This window comes from Campylobacter sp. IFREMER_LSEM_CL2090 (assembly GCF_025771865.1).
Lineage (GTDB): Bacteria > Campylobacterota > Campylobacteria > Campylobacterales > Campylobacteraceae > Campylobacter_D > Campylobacter_D lari_D.
Genome location: NZ_JAKMRA010000012.1, coordinates 23,245 through 40,319, shown reverse-complemented (window position 1 = coordinate 40,319; position 17,075 = coordinate 23,245). Strand labels below are relative to the sequence as shown.

The 17,075-nt window shown below is 29.0% G+C and carries 19 protein-coding genes and 1 pseudogene; 8 read left to right on the top strand and 12 right to left on the bottom strand.

Going from position 1 to position 17,075, the window contains the following annotated elements; all coding sequences use genetic code 11:
- The 3 genes from L8V85_RS07585 to ribA all read right to left on the bottom strand — a co-directional run.
- The coding region (locus L8V85_RS07585; protein WP_263670381.1) for a hypothetical protein at positions 1–343 on the bottom strand (343 nt) is incomplete at its 3' end.
- Positions 337–930, bottom strand: a complete 594-nt coding sequence (gene rsmG, locus L8V85_RS07580) for a 16S rRNA (guanine(527)-N(7))-methyltransferase RsmG (protein ID WP_263676569.1) — start codon at positions 928–930, stop codon at positions 337–339. The genes L8V85_RS07585 and rsmG, both read right to left, overlap by 7 nt.
- Complete coding sequence (gene ribA / locus L8V85_RS07575; RefSeq protein WP_220567283.1) at positions 927–1,487, bottom strand: GTP cyclohydrolase II; 561 nt, start codon at positions 1,485–1,487, stop codon at positions 927–929. Before ribA ends, rsmG begins: the two co-directional genes overlap by 4 nt.
- Before the next feature lie 71 nt (positions 1,488–1,558).
- On the opposite strand from ribA, the gene hemB reads away from it, so the two are divergent.
- From hemB to L8V85_RS07555, 4 genes and pseudogenes are all read left to right on the top strand, one after another.
- Positions 1,559–2,542: a porphobilinogen synthase gene (gene hemB / locus L8V85_RS07570; RefSeq protein ID WP_263737769.1), complete on the top strand. Its 984-nt coding sequence runs from the start codon at positions 1,559–1,561 to the stop codon at positions 2,540–2,542.
- Positions 2,543–2,544: 2 nt separating this feature from the next.
- Positions 2,545–3,028: pseudogene (locus L8V85_RS07565) on the top strand (DUF2603 domain-containing protein).
- Positions 3,015–4,370, top strand: coding sequence for an oxygen-independent coproporphyrinogen III oxidase (gene hemN / locus L8V85_RS07560; protein ID WP_263737768.1), 1,356 nt, complete (start codon positions 3,015–3,017; stop codon positions 4,368–4,370). The pseudogene L8V85_RS07565 and the gene hemN overlap by 14 nt, the downstream one beginning before the upstream one ends.
- Before the next feature lies 1 nt (position 4,371).
- A complete protein-coding gene (locus tag L8V85_RS07555; protein WP_263737767.1) occupies positions 4,372–5,646 on the top strand; it encodes a (Fe-S)-binding protein in 1,275 nt (424 codons plus the stop codon).
- On the opposite strand, the gene L8V85_RS07550 is transcribed toward L8V85_RS07555, so the two are convergent.
- The 3 genes from L8V85_RS07550 to L8V85_RS07540 are packed head-to-tail and all read right to left on the bottom strand — an operon-like array spanning position 5,643 to position 7,868.
- A complete protein-coding gene (locus tag L8V85_RS07550) occupies positions 5,643–5,852 on the bottom strand; it encodes a hypothetical protein (protein WP_133319819.1) in 210 nt (69 codons plus the stop codon). The genes L8V85_RS07555 and L8V85_RS07550 overlap by 4 nt on opposite strands.
- Before the next feature lie 37 nt (positions 5,853–5,889).
- Positions 5,890–6,897 carry an alanine racemase gene (locus L8V85_RS07545; protein ID WP_263662959.1) on the bottom strand — a complete coding sequence of 336 codons (1,008 nt, stop codon included), beginning with the start codon at positions 6,895–6,897 and terminating at the stop codon, positions 5,890–5,892.
- Complete coding sequence (locus tag L8V85_RS07540; protein ID WP_133319817.1) at positions 6,897–7,868, bottom strand: L,D-transpeptidase family protein; 972 nt, start codon at positions 7,866–7,868, stop codon at positions 6,897–6,899. Before L8V85_RS07540 ends, L8V85_RS07545 begins: the two co-directional genes overlap by 1 nt.
- A 126-nt stretch (positions 7,869–7,994) precedes the next feature.
- On the opposite strand from L8V85_RS07540, the gene L8V85_RS07535 reads away from it, so the two are divergent.
- From L8V85_RS07535 to L8V85_RS07525, 3 genes are read left to right on the top strand one after another with little or no spacing between them, the layout of a single operon-like run.
- Positions 7,995–8,414 (top strand): copper chaperone PCu(A)C, encoded by a 420-nt coding sequence (locus tag L8V85_RS07535; protein WP_263737766.1) that lies wholly within the window; start codon positions 7,995–7,997, stop codon positions 8,412–8,414.
- A complete protein-coding gene (locus L8V85_RS07530) occupies positions 8,414–8,860 on the top strand; it encodes a hypothetical protein (RefSeq protein WP_263737765.1) in 447 nt (148 codons plus the stop codon). The genes L8V85_RS07535 and L8V85_RS07530 overlap by 1 nt, the downstream gene beginning before the upstream one ends.
- Positions 8,861–8,863: 3 nt before the next feature.
- Positions 8,864–9,421: an SCO family protein gene (locus tag L8V85_RS07525; protein ID WP_263662960.1), complete on the top strand. Its 558-nt coding sequence runs from the start codon at positions 8,864–8,866 to the stop codon at positions 9,419–9,421.
- A gap of 10 nt (positions 9,422–9,431) precedes the next feature.
- Here L8V85_RS07525 and L8V85_RS07520 read toward each other — a convergent pair whose 3' ends face one another.
- The 6 genes from L8V85_RS07520 to mapA form a co-directional block, all read right to left on the bottom strand.
- Entirely contained in the window at positions 9,432–10,634 is a 1,203-nt protein-coding gene (locus tag L8V85_RS07520; protein ID WP_263737764.1) for an ABC transporter permease, read from the bottom strand.
- Between the two features lie 62 nt (positions 10,635–10,696).
- Positions 10,697–11,143, bottom strand: a complete 447-nt coding sequence (locus tag L8V85_RS07515) for a hypothetical protein (RefSeq protein ID WP_133319812.1) — start codon at positions 11,141–11,143, stop codon at positions 10,697–10,699.
- A complete protein-coding gene (locus tag L8V85_RS07510; RefSeq protein WP_133319811.1) occupies positions 11,119–11,628 on the bottom strand; it encodes an LPP20 family lipoprotein in 510 nt (169 codons plus the stop codon). Before L8V85_RS07510 ends, L8V85_RS07515 begins: the two co-directional genes overlap by 25 nt.
- A 61-nt stretch (positions 11,629–11,689) precedes the next feature.
- Positions 11,690–14,260: a DNA gyrase subunit A gene (gene gyrA / locus L8V85_RS07505; RefSeq protein WP_263662962.1), complete on the bottom strand. Its 2,571-nt coding sequence runs from the start codon at positions 14,258–14,260 to the stop codon at positions 11,690–11,692.
- Positions 14,261–14,281: 21 nt separating this feature from the next.
- Entirely contained in the window at positions 14,282–14,863 is a 582-nt protein-coding gene (locus L8V85_RS07500) for a ComF family protein (protein WP_133319809.1), read from the bottom strand.
- Positions 14,860–15,507, bottom strand: a complete 648-nt coding sequence (mapA, locus tag L8V85_RS07495; RefSeq protein ID WP_258107956.1) for an outer membrane lipoprotein MapA — start codon at positions 15,505–15,507, stop codon at positions 14,860–14,862. Before mapA ends, L8V85_RS07500 begins: the two co-directional genes overlap by 4 nt.
- 202 nt (positions 15,508–15,709) lie before the next feature.
- Here mapA and L8V85_RS07490 point away from each other — a divergent pair, with 202 nt between their 5' ends.
- The gene (locus L8V85_RS07490; RefSeq protein ID WP_133319807.1) at positions 15,710–17,071 is read left to right on the top strand and encodes a DASS family sodium-coupled anion symporter; all 1,362 of its coding nucleotides are present in this window, start codon (positions 15,710–15,712) and stop codon (positions 17,069–17,071) included.
- The last annotated feature ends 4 nt before the right edge of the window (positions 17,072–17,075 follow it).

Below are 17,075 nucleotides of genomic sequence, written 5' to 3'. Positions count from 1 at the left end.
AACACACTCCATCAACGCTTAACTCATAAGCTTTTTTTAAATTATTATCTAAAACATCAAGTAAAAATAAAATTTTAGAGTCAAACATATAAAACTCAGCCATTTTTGAGGCAATTTTTGCTAATCTCTCATCTTCTATTAAAATATATTTTGCTCCTAGTGCATTAGAAAGTAAAATTTCTTCCTCATTCTTGGCATATATAGCAAAATCTATTTTTTCCTCTTTTGCACTTTTTATATTTTGTTCATTATAGTTAAAACAATTTACATTTGTTTTGATAAAAATATTTTCATAATGACTAAATTTTTGCATATTTATCAAAGGATGTCCAAAAATTAACATAATTTTTCCTTTATCTTTAAAAGACAATAATTCCTAAAGCCTTGATTAAAAATTTGATAATCTTTCAATTCTTGCAATTCATCATAAACTTCACTTCCTTTATAAAGCAAAAATAAAGTATTTTTATCATAAAAACCATTTGAAATTTCTACCAAAGGTTTTACATCCATCAAAGCTCTTGAAGTAATTAAATCTACTTTAAAAGGTGGATAGTTTTGTAATTTTTCTTTTATGATATTTACATTTATCAAATTAAGTTCAGTTTTAACCACCCTTAAAAATGAAGCCTTTTTAGCGCTAGGCTCAAAAAGAAAAAATTCATTATTTTGCAAAATACAAGCTAAAAATAATGCAGGAAAACCGGCCCCGCTTCCAATATCAATGATCTTTTTTTTATTACTCAAATCATAAAAATCTAAAATTTTAACACTATCAATAATATTTTCATCTATATTTTCAAAATGAGTTAAATTATGCACAGCATTAAATTTTTCTAACAACTCTTTATAGAGCGTGATTTTTTTAAAAAAATCATCTTTATTTGCAAAATCTTTTAAAAAATTTAATTGCTCTTCGTATTTTTTCAATTTAGATGTCCCATTTGTGTATATTTAATTTCTAAGTAATCTTTATTAAAACGATTTGCTTTTATTAAAATAGGCACTCTTAAATTAATTTTTTCTTTTAATGAATTTAGCTTTTCAGGATTATTAGTTAAAAGGTTAATTTTAGAAATCTTATAATGCTTAAGTATAAATTCTACTATTTCATAACTACGCTCATCTGCCTTAAAACCTAATTGATGATTTGCTTCTATGGTATTAAAACCCTTATCTTGCAAAGCATAAGCATTAATTTTATTAAAAAGTCCTATACCTCTTCCTTCTTGCCTTAGATAAATCACCATACCACCATGCTCTTGAATGTATTTTAAAGAAAAATCAAGCTGTTCTCCACAATCACATTTTAAACTTCCTAAAACATCCCCTGTTAAACATTCTGAATGGATTCTAATATTAACTTCTTTTTCCAATTTTCCTTTAAAAATACAAAGATGTTCTTTATCATTTTCTTTAAAACTTTGTATATTAAATTCCCCAAAACGAGTGGGGAGTTTTGCTATTTCAGAAATTTGAATAGTCATTATTTTACTTTACCTTTTTTATAAAAAATATGCTAGAATTTAAACAATTTTAACAAACAAAAAGGAAATTTATGTTTAAACGCTTTAGAAGATTAAGACTTAATGAGAATATTAGAAGCTTAGTAAAAGAAAATACCTTAAATTTAGATGATTTAATCTATCCACTTTTTGTTATCAATGGTGCTAATATTAAAAATGAAATCACATCTATGCCAGGTGTGTTTCAAATGAGCTTAGATGAAATTTTAAAAGAATGTGAGGAGTTAATTAATCTTGGTATTAAAGCGATTATTTTATTTGGCGTGTTAGAAAGTTCCAAAAAAGATAGTTGTGGAAGTGATGCATTAAGCGATGATGGCTTGATTGCTACAAGTCTAAGAGCTATTAAAGCAAAATTTCCTGATTTGGTAGTAATTACCGATCTTTGTTTTTGTGAGTATACTGATCATGGGCATTGTGGTATTATTGATCCAAAAAGTAAAAGCGTAGATAATGATTTAACTTTAGAAATTTCAGCCAAACAAGCTCTAATTCATGCTAAAAACGGTGCAGATATGATAGCACCAAGCGGCATGATGGATGGTATTATTGAAACTTTAAGAAAAACTTTAGATGAAAATGGTTTTGAAAATTTACCTATTATGGCTTATTCTACTAAATTTGCTTCAGCCTATTATGGGCCTTTTAGAGATGTGGCTGATTCTGCACCAAGTTATGGAGATAGAAAAACCTATCAAATGGATTTTGCCAATGGTAAAGAAGCCTTATGTGAGAGCTTAGAAGATGAAAAACAAGGCGCTGACATCTTAATGGTAAAACCAGCACTTGCGTATTTAGATGTAGTAAAAGGTATAGCAAATCATTCTAAACTTCCACTTTGTGTGTATAATGTAAGCGGAGAATATGCTTTGTTAAAAGCAGGTCAAAAAGCAGGTGTGATTGACTATGAAAAAATAGTGCTTGAAACTATGCTTGCTTTTAAAAGAGCTGGAGCTAAGCTTATCATAACTTATCATGCAAAAGAAATTGCAAAATTATTAACAAATAAGGAGTGAGATTGAATAGTCTAAGCAAAAAAAGCTCTCAAGATGTAATCAATGAATTATCTAATCATTTGGGCATAGAAAAACACAATCAAACTATATTTCATCTAACCCACATTAACGATAAAGAAAAAAAGTTAAGTCTAAAAAATGGCCATAATTTAGCACCCGAACCATGGTTTATAGTAGATGAAAATGATGAAGTTAAAACTATGTTTTCTGTAAAAACTCTGATTGAGTTTTTACAAAGTGCCAAAAAGATACAAAAGGATAATTTTGAACTTAAACTAGAAAAGGCTATCTATCAACAAATTCCTATTGACTTTAATGATGTATGGACAGTTGCAATGGATGAGATTAAACATCAAGTTTCCAAAGGTATAAAAGAAGTTAATATTGATTTAGATCAATTAATCAGCAATATTCATACAAAACATCCTAACTTATTTATAAACATGAAAGAAATGATGCAAAAAGGCAAAAAATGAGAGATTATAAAAATTTTGTTAAATACTCCAAAGCAGGACCTAGATACACTTCTTATCCTACTGCAGTAGAATTTAACACCCATTTTAAATATGAAGACTATATAAAAATTTTAAAACAACAAACAGCACAATTATCTTTATATTTTCATTTGCCTTTTTGCAGGAGTGCTTGTTATTTTTGCGGTTGTAATGTAATATATACCGCAAAAGAAGAAAGTAAAGAAAGATATTTAAATTATCTTTTTAAAGAACTTGATCTTTTAGCAAATATCATTGACACACAAAGGGAAGTAGCTCAAATGCATTTTGGTGGTGGCACGCCTACTTTTTTTTCTGCTAAACAATTGCAAAGTTTGATTTTTAAAATAAAAAGCATTTTTCCAAATTTTACCCAAGATAGTGAAGTAAGTTGTGAAATTGATCCTAGATTCTTAAATGAAGAACAAGCTGATGTTTTAATTCAAAATGGCTTTAATCGCATTAGTTTTGGCGTGCAAGATTTTAACGAAAAGGTTCAAAAGGAAATTCATAGAATTCAACCTTTTGAACTTACCAAAAATGCAGTAGATATGGTAAGAAAAAAAGGGATAAATTCAGTAAATATGGATTTAATTTATGGCCTTCCTTATCAAAGTCTAGAAAGTTTTAAGCAAACTTTAGAAAAAGCACTGCTGATTAATCCCGATCGCTTTGCTATTTTTAATTATGCACATGTGCCTTGGCTTAAAAAAAATATGAGAAAATTTGACGAAAACACTCTACCAAGTCCTGATGTAAAACTTCAAATTTTAGAATATTGTGAAAAATTTTTAACTCAAAATGGTTATAAAATGATAGGAATGGATCATTTTGCAAAACCACAAGATGAACTTTTTAAAGCCTTAGAAAATGATAGTTTGCATAGAAATTTTCAAGGCTATACTACAAAAGGCGGAACTGATTTAATCGGGATTGGCCTAACAAGTATAGGCGAAGGTAAAAGACACTATATGCAAAATTTCAAAGATATGCCAAGCTACGAAAAGGCTATCGATGAAGGTCGATTGCCTTGCGAAAAAGGTATCATGCTTGATGATGATGATGAACTAAGAAAAGCTGTTATTATGGAACTTATGAGTAATTTTGCTCTTAATATAAAAAATATTGAAAGTAAATTTAAGATTGATTTTTTTGAATATTTTAAGCAAGATTTAGAAGAACTCCAAAAACTTAATGAATTTATCAACATAGATAAAACTCATATCAAAGTTAATGAAACAGGAGTACTTTTAATCCGTAATATTGCTATGTGTTTTGATAAATATTTAAAACGCATTAGCGAAGATAAAAAAGTTTTCTCTAAAACGGTTTAATATGTTAAATGTTAATGAAATTTCTAATGCTTGCGTAAAATGTGGAAAATGCATACCAGTTTGCACCATACATGAAATAAATCGTGATGAGAGTACTTCCCCTCGTGGCTTTTTAGATTTAATCAGTGCTTATGAAAACCAAGAACTAGAGCTTGATAAAAATCTTAAAAAAATATTTGAATCATGTTTTTTGTGTACAAATTGCGTTGAAGTTTGTCCAAGCCATTTAAGAGTGGATAGCGCTATTGAAAAAGTGCGTTACGATATAGCACAAAAATTTGGCATTGCTTGGTACAAAAAACTTGCTTTCTTTTTTCTAAGACGCAGAAAAATTCTAGATATTTTAGCAAGATTTGGTTATGTTTTCCAAAGCTGTGCTTTTAGTTTACAACATAAAAATTTGGGAATGAAAGCTAAATTTAACCTACCTTTAATCAAAAAAGATCGTTTGCTTCCTTCTTTAGCTAAAAAAAGCTTTCTAGCTTCTAATCCTGATTTCATAAATAATCAAGGTGAAAAAACCATAGGACTTTTTATAGGCTGCTTGTCAAATTACTCTTATACAAATACGGGCTTTGCTTTGCTTGAAATTTGTAAACATCTTAAAATCAATGTAGATTTATTAAAAGATCAATCTTGTTGCGGTGCTCCTCATTATTTTACTGGAGATTTTAAAAGTATAGAAATTTTAGCTAAAAAAAATATCGTTTATTTTGAAGAAAAATTAAAAACACTAGATTATATCATTATCCCCGAAGCAACCTGTTCTGCGATGATTAATATAGACTATGAACATTTTTTCCACATGCAAAAAGATGAAGAATGGGCTATAAGAGCTAAAAATATTTCTAGTAAAATACTACTTGCAACAAAATATTTTTATGAATATACTAAACTAGAAGAGCTTTTAAAAACAAAGAAAAAATTAAAGACAAAAATTGCATACCACGATCCTTGTCATGCAAGAAAAATGCAAGGTGTTTTTAAAGAACCTAGAGCCTTGCTTAAACAAAACTATACTTTCAAAGAACTTATTAACTCAAATGAATGCTGTGGTTTTGGCGGTGTTAGTATGCAAACTGATCACTATGAAAAAGCTTTGCAAGTTGGTATAAGAAAAGCTCAAAATATACAAAAAAGCAATGTGAAAATTATCAGTGCAGAATGTTCAGCTTGTAGAATGCAAATTTCAAATGCATTAGAGCATGAAAAATCCTCCACGCATTTTTTACATCCATTAGAATTGATAGCAAAAATACTTCAAGATAAAAATTAATCTTGAATTTTTATATCTTCGATATTTGATCTATTTTTTTCTATTAAAATTCTATTTTTTTCTATATTTTCACTATTTTTTTTACACTCGTTTTTCAAGATTTCAATATTTTTATATAAAATTTTTATTTTTCTCTCGTAACGATTTATCAATAAAAATACTATAAATAAAAATAAAATTAAAATAGCCCAATTTAAAAATGCCATATTTGCCCTTTCTTTAGATATATTAACACTTTTTATCTTAAACTAAAATTCTTTTCAAATTTGGAGAAAGTTTGACTAAAATTTCATAGTTGATAGTATTAAAAAAACTAGCCATAATATTTGCATCATTTAAAACACAAATTTCATCTTCATCATTCTCACAAGAAAAACTATCCATAGACATTTTTCCAAGCAATTTCTTACCATTAGGAAGAAAAAAATCTTGTTTTCCATCATAACGCAAAAGCCCATCTGCATAACCTAAATCATAAGTTGCTATTTCAAGATCTTCTTTTGCATTATATACACCACCATAACCAACACTTTGACCTTTTTTCAACACTCTTTGGCTTAATTTTTCAGCCCATAAACTTAAAACTTTGCGTAAGTCTTTATTAAAATGCGCATAGCCAAATTGCACAAGCCCTACTCTACAATACTCATCGCACCCAAGCTCGCTTGCTCTAAACAATGCTTCAGAATTATGTGAATGAAATATAAGCTTTTTAGCTTCATCACAAAGCAAGGTATATATTAGCTCTTTAGCTTGTTTAAATTTTTGTTTTTGCACAAAATAACTAGCATCTATTTCATCACTTCCTGCAAAGTGCATCATCACTCCATGAAGTATTAAATTATTACTTTGTAGTTCTTGTATCACTTCTTGAATTTCTTCAGGTATAATTCCATTTCTATGCATATTTGTATCTACAACTAAATGAATTTTTATATTTTGCTTGAATTTTTTAATATCATTTTTATCATTTAAAGCATAAATAAATTTTTCACTTTCATTGCCATGTGGATGATGGGATAGAATTAAGATATTATCAAAAATATCTTCAAGCTCTTTTGCTTCAGCTTCATTTTTTACCGCTATAAAATTTATACCTTTTGCTCTAGCTATAGGAGCTAAAAGCTTAGCTCCATGTCCATAAGCATTATCTTTAAAAACACATATTACTTTTTGATAACCTCCTGCTTTAGAGGCTATCAAGTCAAGATTATACTCATAAGCCAAACGATCAATTTTTATATATGCCATTATTGTTCAGCTAAAATTTGCATTTTATCTTCAACTAGCTTAACATAAAGGACTTTTTCTCCTTTGAATTTATAGTTAGTACTACGATAGTCTTCATAAAATCCTATTCTAAAAATTTTCTCATTTTTATCATTTGGATAAGGACTTATGCTAAGATCTGAAAATTTAATGCTCTTTTTTTCTCTCTTTGCGAAAATTCTTTCTTTATTTTTTGCAAATTGCTCATAAGTAGATTTATTATTATGTTTAAAAATTTTTTTATCATAAAAAGATAAATATTTATTTATATCACTTTTTTGCCAACTATCTTTCCAGGCAAATAAATTAGCTAGTAAAATCGCTATTTCATCATGAGTTGCTCTTACTTTATTTTTCTCTTCTGTCATTGCATAAGATTTTCTATCAGCTACTAATTTATTAAAATCTTCCAATAAATCATTATGCACAGCAATGCAACCTCTAGTTTTATAAGTATCCAAGCGTGTTCCATCTAAAGGATAGCCATGAATCCAAATACCACCACCTGTTTTACCCAAAGTTTTATCTAAAACATTTGGGTAAGTTGTTGCAAATGCAAATGGGCCATAATATGGATCACCAGGATAAAATTTCTTTCCAAGTTCGTAAAAACCTATTGGAGTTTTTAAATCCCCTTCTACTTCTTTATCTCCAGCTAAACCTGTTAAAACATCCCTTTGGATAAATTTCTTTTCTACTTTTCCATCATTGTAGTGATAAACTCTAATAATTTTATCACTTTTATTTGTTAAAACTATTGCAACATTTTCCTCATAATATCCTAAACTAATATTTTTGTCTTTTATCTCATCAAGCCAAAAATCTTTTTTACTTAACTCTTGCTCCAATACCCTTTCAACTGCATCAATACCTTCGTTTAGATAAATTTTTGCAAGATTATTTGCATTTGCAAACACAGCCAAACTAAACAATGCTAATATAATTTTAAACAATTTTCACCTTTCTATTAAAAATTAAAACAACAAAGAACTAATTATAATATTTTTACAATAAATATATTTTTAATTTTTTCCGTGTATAATGTTTACAAATAACCAAAAACAAAAAAAGGAAAAATAATGAAAAAATTACTTAATTTAGCCATATTAAGCACTTTTGCTTTTTCAAATCAAATTACTATAAATGATCCTTATGTAAGACAAACTCCACCTAATTCTAAAACAACGGCATTTTTTTTAGAACTTAAAAACAACTCCAACAAAGATATTAAACTCATAAAAGCTCAAAGTTCATTAAGCGATACAGCTGAAATTCATGATCATATTATGAAAGATGGTAAAAAAATGATGGTTCAAATTCCTCAAATCACAATAAAAGCTAATTCAAGCACTGAACTTAAACCTGGTGGGATGCACATTATGATACTAAATCTCAAAGAAAATATCACACCGCAAACAAAGGCCAATCTAACTCTTTATTTTGATGATAATAGCACAATTGAACTAAAAGATATCAAGTCAAGAAGCATTAAAAAATAATGAAAAATCTACTTGTCTTTGCCTTAGCTATAGTCTTTGCTATATGCGGGGCTTATTTTTACACCAATTCATCAAATACCGGAAAAAAGAGAGAATTAATTACCACTTTAACACCTCTAACATGTGATCTAAACATTCAAGAATGTGAATACAATTTTAAGGATAAAAAAGTCTTAGTAAATTTAAATCCAAAGCCTATTACTACATTAAATGAGCTTGATTTAAATATTGCCAATTTAGGTGAGTTTAAAAAACTTAATGCTAGGGTTTATGGACTTAATATGTATATGGGAGATATTGTTCCACAATTTAAAAAAATAAACAATACTTATCATGCTAAATTAGTTTTAAGTTCTTGCACGCTAGATATAATGCGTTTTAGAATAGAGCTTTTTGATGATGAAACTCCACTAGGTTTTTATTTTGACTTTGATGTAAAGAGGTAAAATATGAAAAAAATAAATATTTTTTTATTAATTGTGGTAATTTTTGGAGTATTTTTTATATCTGTGCAGTATTTTGAAAACAACAAATACAATTTTCACTTAAATTCTGAAAAAGGCATACTTAGTCTAAAAGATTTTATCGGTAAAAAACTAATTGTATATTTTGGCTATACATATTGTCCTGATGTCTGTCCTAGTGAGCTTGCCTTGATTGCTAATGTTTTAGAAAAAATGCCAAATAAAGAAAAAGCTCATGTGATATTTATCTCACTAGATCCAGCAAGAGATAGCAACTTAACTCAAACTAGCCAATGGGTTAAGTATTTTTACCCAAATTCAACTGCATTAGTTGCTAAAGATGAAAAAGAATTAGAAAAAGTTACTAAAAATTATGGCGTAATATATGAAAAAATCAATCTTAAAGATTCCGCTATGGGATATTCTATAGCACATAGTGGCGAATTTTATTTGATTGATGAGAATGGAAAATTTATTAAAACCATTAAAGATATTAGTTATGAAAACTTTTTCAATGAAATTCAAAAATTTTTAAACGAATAAATTTTTCAATTTATTCGTTTCTTAAAGTATCTAAAATATCTACTTGTGTTGCTTTTTTAGCAGGATAATAAGAAGACAAGCTCACAATCATAATAGCACCAAAAATCGTAGTACAAAAATCAACAAAAGAAAGCTCCAAAGGTAGCTTACTCATGCCATAAACATCACTTGGTAAAGAAATAATGTCAAAATTTCCAAGTATCCACAAAGCAATAGCTGCAAGTATCACACCTGCTACGATACCACTTCCACCTATCAAAAATCCTAAAGAAAAAAATGTTTTTTTAATCTCTAACTTACTAGCTCCTAAAGAAAGCAACAAAGCTATCTCACTACGACGATTCATTACTATCATTAATAAAGAACTTACTATATTTAAACTTGCGACCAAAATAATCAACATCAATACTATAAACAAAGCTCTTTTTTCTAAAGCTAATGCTGCAAAGAAATTTCCATTTTGCTCCCACCAGCCTATACTAGCATATCTTGCACCCAAGAAAGCTTCAATTTGTTTAATATCCTCAAAAGGCTTATTTGAATATACATGTACTCCATCATAACTTCCTTGGGGATATGACAAAATCTTAGCTAAAGCTTTTACATCTGTATACATATAAGCTTTATCATAAGCTAACAAACCTGAAGAAAAATCAGCCATAACATCAAATCTTTTAACTTTTGGAATAAGCGAAAGTCCGCTTGCATTAAGATTGGAAAAAATTAAGGTAATTTTTTCATTATAATCAAGTCCAAATTCATCTTTTAAACCCTTACCAATTAAAATATCAAAATTATCTAATTTTTTATCTTTTAAAGCTTGAGCTACTACCTCATTGATCTTTTTTTCATCTTCAAAATTAACCCCAAAAAGCATACCGCCTTCCAATTTTAAATCATTTCTTGCTATAACCTGAGTAGCAATATAAGGGCTAAATAATAAATTTGGAAATTTGTTTCTTAATTCTTGCAATAATTTATCATCTACATTTGCTCCAAAACGCGGTAATATAGTGATAGGGTAATTCATAGTAAAAAGTTTTCTCTCAAATTCTTTATCAAAGCCATTCATAATAGCCATTGCAACTAAAAGCACACAAAGTCCTATACTTACACCTAAAAAGGCTAAAATTTTTGAAAGCATAATAAAGGGTTGATCTTTATCAAAACGCAGATATTTAAATAATAAATAACGAGGGATACTTTTATACATCTTTTACTCTTAATATTTTTTTAAGTATTTTAACTTGATTTTTATAAAAGCAAGCTTTGTATTTATTTAAGATAATATACAAAGGCACTATTATCATGAAATTCAACTATAAATCTTAGTGGCAAAATTCTCACATAAGTTTCACTTTGCGCACTTGCTTGTTCACTTTTTACAAAGTCTTTTACATCTATTTTTGAGTTAAAAAAGCAATCAATTAAATCATTTTTGTGAGCATTTAAAAAGTTAAATTTATCTAGCTTTGTCATCTTTTCTTCAGCCACCATACCAAAATCATTGCGTATTAAAGATTTCAAATCACTTGGTGTATATGCTAACTCACAAGCATATTCTAAATTTTTATTTTTACTTTTAGTCATAGCCATAGAAATAGTTTCATTTTGATGATAAAGAATAAAATTTTTATTAGAAAGTTCTGCCCAAAATATAAATTCATCTTGGGCAGTAGCATTAAAAATTATGAGGATTAATAAGCAAACAATTCTTTCCACTTGTCAGCATCAATTTTAAGTTCTACATTTACTCTATAAAGACCATCTTTAAAGTCTTGATCTACAACACTTGCATTTTTAATCAAACCATTTACCTGTGCTGTAATAGTTGAGCTTTTAAGCATTGCATCTTTTACTGTATCTTTACCATTAACTCTGACACCATATAACTTACTTGCTAATTGTCTATAAGCATCGGTAATTGCCGCTCTTTTAGCTAAAGCTAAAGCTTGGCCAACTGAAACCGTATTTAAAGGAGCAATACCCTCACCCACCGCTGTAAAAGTTAGATCATTGTCTGTGCTTGTATCATTTGCAAGCATTTTTTCTTCTCTAATGATGTTACGCACATCATCTTTATCAACTTTTTGAACCACAACATCAGAATTTGCTGCTTGAGTTTGATTTGGATTCACACCTCTTTGATCTAGTGCACAAGCACTAAAACCCAAAGCTAAACAAAACATAAAAATAACTTTTTTCATTTTTTACACCTTCAATTTATTTGATTTTATTAAAACAGCAAAAAGCATTCCAATAATTTTACTATTCTAAATTTAAATCCATATTAGTTTCAGCATCTAACTCCTCATCTTCTTCTTTAGGACACTTAGCAATGCTTACAACCTCATCATTTTCAACATTAACAACAATTACACCACTTGTATTTCTACCTGCTTTTCTAATGCTTTGCATATCAACGCGTATCATCTTACCACTGCTTGTTAATGCCATTAAATCCATACTTTCATCAACTATGACTATACCGATTAAATCTTTTGTTTTGGCAGTAAGTTTCATACAAATAACACCCTTACCACCTCTACTTTGAAGTCTATATTCTCCAGCATCAGTACGCTTGCCTATACCTTTTGCACTTACGCTTAAGATTTCTTGAGCGTCATTTTCTATAACAACAGCACCCACAACCTCATCATCTTTTTCTTTAAATTTAATCGCAGTTACCCCTCTACTTACACGGCCAATCTCTCTAACTTTAGCAAGTGGGAATTTAATACACATACCTTTTTTAGTAACCGCAAAAAGCATTTTACCAACGATAGTATTATCAAGCTCTTCATTAGGTTCAAGCATTTCATTTTCTAAATTTTCTTCATAATTTTGTTCTTGAGTTTCATTTTCATCCCTTGCTACGATAATTGCAGTAACAAGTTCATCATTTTCATCTAGATTAATCGCTTTTACACCCACGCTTCTAATGTTTTGATATTCACTTAAATTTGTGCGTTTTACGATACCATTTTTAGTAAAGAAACATAATGATTTACTTTCATCAAAATCAGTGGTTGGAATAATTGCCATGATTTTTTCATCTGCTTGTAAATTAATGAGATTAACCACGGCTTTGCCTTTAGCGGTTCTACTTCCTTCAGGAATTTTATAAACCTTAAGCCAATAAAGCTGTCCGCGATCAGTAACAAACATCAAGGTATCATGTGTATTTGCCGTAAAGAAACTTTCTATAAAATCATCATCATAAGTTGTAACTGCAACCTTGCCTTTACCACCGCGTTTTTGTTTTTCATATTGCTTACTTGGAACACGCTTAATATAGCCACGATGAGTGATAGTAACTACCATATTTTCATTTGGTATTAAATCTTCTATATCAATATCATCATAGTCTTCTTCAATTTGAGTGATTCTTGGTACATCAAATTTTGTTCTGATTTCTTTTAACTCATCTTTGATTAAATTTTCAAGCAAAGTTTCGCTTTTTAAAATTTGATCAAGCCTCTCTATTTCTGCTAATAATTCCCTTAATTCATTATCAATTTTTTCTCTCTCAAGACCTGTTAAACGGCCTAATTTCATATCTAAAATAGCATTAGATTGAAGCTCGCTTAGACCAAATTTTTGCATTAATAAATTTTTAGCCGTTGGGTTATCAGGAGAGTTTTTAATCAAAGCTATCACTTCATCAATATTATCTAGCGCAATCTTCAAACCTTCTAAAATATGCGCTCTAGCTCTAGCTTTTTGCAATTCATAAATAGTTCTTCTAATAATTACAGTTTTTCTATGATTTAAGAATAAATTTAAAAGCTCAATTAAAGAAAAAACTTTTGGCTCTTTATTATGTATAGCAAGCATAATCACACCAAAAGTGCTTTCCATGGTGGTAGATTTAAAAAGATTATTTAACACAATCTCACTCATAGCATCGCGTTTTAGCTCAATTACCACGCGAATTCCTTCTCTATCACTCTCATCTCTAACTTCAGCAATACCTTCAATTTGTTTTTCTTTGGCAAGTTCAGCGATTTGCTCTATTAATCTTGCTTTGTTAGTTTGATAAGGAAGTTCATCTATAACGATAATATCTTTATTAGCTCTTTTTTCTATATGGGTCTTTGCTCTTACTTTTACCCTACCACGACCTGTGCGGTATGCTTCTATAATACCTTTTTTACCAAAGATAATACCGCCGGTTGGAAAATCAGGTCCTTTAATAAATTGCATTATTTCTTCTAAACTTGCGTTTTTATTATCAATTAAATAAAGCAAACCATCAATAAGCTCATTTAAGCTATGCGGAGGAATATTGGTAGCCATACCCACTGCAATACCACTTGAACCATTAAGCAATAAATTTGGAACCCTAGCAGGTAAAACATCAGGCTCACTCATAGAATCATCATAATTTGGTATAAAATCAACCGTATCTTTTTCTATATCACGCAAAAGTTCTTCAGCTAAAATCGTCATCCTAGCTTCAGTATAACGCATCGCAGCAGCGCCATCACCATCAATAGAACCGAAGTTTCCTTGTCCATCTACGCTTGGATAACGCATAGAAAAATCTTGCGCCATTCTTACTAAAGCATCATATACAGCTGTATCACCATGTGGATGATATTTACCGATTACATCACCCACTATACGCGCTGATTTTTTGTATGCACTACGACTTCCAACACCTAAATCATTCATAGCATATAAAATTCTTCTATGAACAGGTTTAAGCCCATCTCTAGCATCAGGTAAGGCACGGCCTATAATAACACTCATAGAATAATCTAAATAACTACTTTTTATAGAACTTTCTATATCTATATTTTCAATATCTGAATCTTTAGTAAAAATATTTTCCATAAAAATCCTTAAAATTAATGCCTATATTGTATCAAATTTTGCATTAGCCAAAACTAAAGCAAAAAGCACTTCAATATTATTTTTTTCTAAAAGCTCTTTTGCCTCTAATAAACTTAATCCAGTAGTTATCACATCATCTACTAAAATTACAGGATATTTTGGACGCTTTAAAAGCTTATAAGATCTTTTATTATCTTTACGAAATTTCAAACTTTTACCACTATATTTAAATTCTGAACTAGCTTGCAAGGTGTGATACATAGGTTTTATAAATTTAGTATTTAAGTATTTAGTTAAAATAGCAGTATGAGAGTAATTTTTATATGTTTTATCATCTAAAGCTATAGCATTAATTTTACAAGATGGTTGAAAAAAATCCTCAAATTTAGCAAAACTCAATTTTGCTAAAGCATTTAAAACAAAATAGCCTTGAAATTTGTGTTTAAAATAAATCAAATGCTTAATTTGCTCATATTGATAAAAATAATAAACTTTAAAATTTCCCTCAAGTTCTCTTATACCTAAAGAATATTCTAAAAGCTCTTCCTTGCAAGCTGGACAAAAACTCGCAAAGGAAAATCCATGGCAATTAAAACACCTCACAAAGAGCTGATAATATCTGCAGATTTATTAGCCACTTGTTTTATAAGAAGCTGAGTGAAAAAAGGTAGATCTTTGATATTATAAAAACCTTTAACTTCTTGTTTGGTTTTAATATTAATAGTTTTATTGGTATTAATATCTTTTAGTGTCAATTGACTAGCAATAATTGAAAATAAAGAATTAGAATCAAATTTAGAATAAAAATCATTAAAACTTAAATCTACCCTTAAAACATAAGGAGAATCTTGTGTATCTTCTACTACAACTATACCTCTATTTTCTAATTCTTCTTTTAAAAACACATAAAAATAGTAGTTAAAATTCTCATTAATATAATAATTATTTCCATTAGAAGAAGAATATTTTAAATTCTCATTTAAATCATATACCCTATGAATATAAACTTTTTTTAAGGAAGCACTTTTATCAATTGTTCTTTTATTTGCGCAATACTTAAGTCCCACATCACTAATATACACAAGGCCTTTAATTTTTGCTTCATATGCTTTAGAATCAGAAGGATTATAACATTGTGCTTGAATTTTTATAAGCTCATTAACTTTTGCAACACTTTGATTTTTAGAATTTACAGCACATGCACTAAAAAATAAAGCTAAAACAAATACAAATACTTTTTTTAACATTTTTTTTCCTTAGAATCATCTTTATTATTTTATGATTTTTAATTAGCAAAAATTATACCAAAAACAAATAAATTTTACTAAAACTTACTTTTTTTCACACAAGAATAATTTTATTGAAAAAATTTTATACAAAAATTGATATTTAAAAGAAAATTCATTTAGAATATGTTACAAAACTGCAATATTTTAAAGGAGTTGTTAAATGAGTTCAAATACAAAAACACTTATAGTCGTTGCTGATTTAGTGTTATTTATCGCTTTGCTTTATTTTTCCCCTTTTGGTGAAACTAAAGTAAACCAAGGTTTATCTTTGTTAATTTTTATTGCCGTTTTATGGCTTAGTGAGGCTTTGCATGTTACTATTACAGCTATTTTAGTACCTGTTTTAGCTGCTATTTTGGGATTACTACCCACCGCTAAAGCTTTAACAGGTTTTGCTGATTCTAATATCTTTTTATTTTTTGGTGGTTTTGCTTTGGCCGCAGCTATGCATCATCAAAAATTAGACAAACTTATTGCACATAAAATTTTAACATTAGCAAAAGGGCATTTAGGCCTTTCTAGTTTGTATATTTTTATCACTACTGCATTTTTATCCATGTGGATGAGTAATACCGCAACAGCAGCTATGATGCTTCCACTTGCTATAGGTATGTTAGCTTCACTTGATCCGCAAAAAGATAGAAATACTTATGTTTTCATCCTTTTAGGTATAGCTTTTAGTGCGAGTATAGGTGGTATAGGCACCATAGTAGGAACTCCACCAAATGCAATCGTTGCCACTCAATTACACATTACTTTTGCACAATGGTTAAAATACGGAATTCCTATTGTTTTAATTTTCCTACCTGCAATGATTTTAATTTTATACTTTATGTTTAAACCTAAATTTAATCTACAAGTTGATTTACATACTGAAAATATAGAACTTACAAGACCTAGAATCATCACTTTAATAATCTTTTTAGTCGTTGCACTATCTTGGATTTTTAGTGGTAATATCAGTCCTATCATCACAAGTATTTTTGGACACAAAATAGCAAATCTTGATGCGATTATTGCTTTATTGGCTGCTGTTTTAGTATGTGCTTTTAAAGTAATTGATTGGAAAAATATACAAAAAAATACCGATTGGGGTGTATTAATGCTCTTTGGTGGAGGCATCACTCTAAGTGTAGTATTAAGAGATTCTGGCGCTAGTAAAGTAATGGCTGATACTATCATTTCATTTATAGAAAATGGACATTTATTTATTATAGGTTTAATTGTGGCATTTTTTATAGTATTTTTAACTGAATTTACCTCAAATACTGCTTCAGCGGCCTTACTTGTGCCTTTATTTATCTCTATAGCAGATACTTTAGGTGTTCCTGCTTTAGGACTTGCTTTAATCATTGCTATTGGCGCTTCTTGTGCTTTCATGCTACCAGTTGCTACACCACCAAATGCTATAGTTTTTGGTACAGGACATATTAAACAACAAGAAATGGTAAAAGTTGGGATTATATTAAATATCTTTTGCTCAATCGCACTTGCAGTAATTGCATACTTTTTCTGGCTATAATCTT

Bases quoted from the DNA above. Each gene is read 5' to 3' on its own strand.
- ribA (WP_220567283.1), bottom strand. From the start codon at position 1,487: ATGACTATTCAAATTTCTGAAATAGCAAAACTCCCCACTCGTTTTGGG.
- hemB (WP_263737769.1), top strand. From the start codon at position 1,559: ATGTTTAAACGCTTTAGAAGATTAAGACTTAATGAGAATATTAGAAGC.
- hemN (WP_263737768.1), top strand. From the start codon at position 3,015: ATGAGAGATTATAAAAATTTTGTTAAATACTCCAAAGCAGGACCTAGA.
- L8V85_RS07555 (WP_263737767.1), top strand. From the start codon at position 4,372: ATGTTAAATGTTAATGAAATTTCTAATGCTTGCGTAAAATGTGGAAAA.
- L8V85_RS07550 (WP_133319819.1), bottom strand. From the start codon at position 5,852: ATGGCATTTTTAAATTGGGCTATTTTAATTTTATTTTTATTTATAGTA.
- L8V85_RS07545 (WP_263662959.1), bottom strand. From the start codon at position 6,897: ATGGCATATATAAAAATTGATCGTTTGGCTTATGAGTATAATCTTGAC.
- L8V85_RS07535 (WP_263737766.1), top strand. From the start codon at position 7,995: ATGAAAAAATTACTTAATTTAGCCATATTAAGCACTTTTGCTTTTTCA.
- L8V85_RS07530 (WP_263737765.1), top strand. From the start codon at position 8,414: ATGAAAAATCTACTTGTCTTTGCCTTAGCTATAGTCTTTGCTATATGC.
- L8V85_RS07525 (WP_263662960.1), top strand. From the start codon at position 8,864: ATGAAAAAAATAAATATTTTTTTATTAATTGTGGTAATTTTTGGAGTA.
- L8V85_RS07520 (WP_263737764.1), bottom strand. From the start codon at position 10,634: ATGTATAAAAGTATCCCTCGTTATTTATTATTTAAATATCTGCGTTTT.
- L8V85_RS07510 (WP_133319811.1), bottom strand. From the start codon at position 11,628: ATGAAAAAAGTTATTTTTATGTTTTGTTTAGCTTTGGGTTTTAGTGCT.
- gyrA (WP_263662962.1), bottom strand. From the start codon at position 14,260: ATGGAAAATATTTTTACTAAAGATTCAGATATTGAAAATATAGATATA.
- mapA (WP_258107956.1), bottom strand. From the start codon at position 15,507: ATGTTAAAAAAAGTATTTGTATTTGTTTTAGCTTTATTTTTTAGTGCA.
- L8V85_RS07490 (WP_133319807.1), top strand. From the start codon at position 15,710: ATGAGTTCAAATACAAAAACACTTATAGTCGTTGCTGATTTAGTGTTA.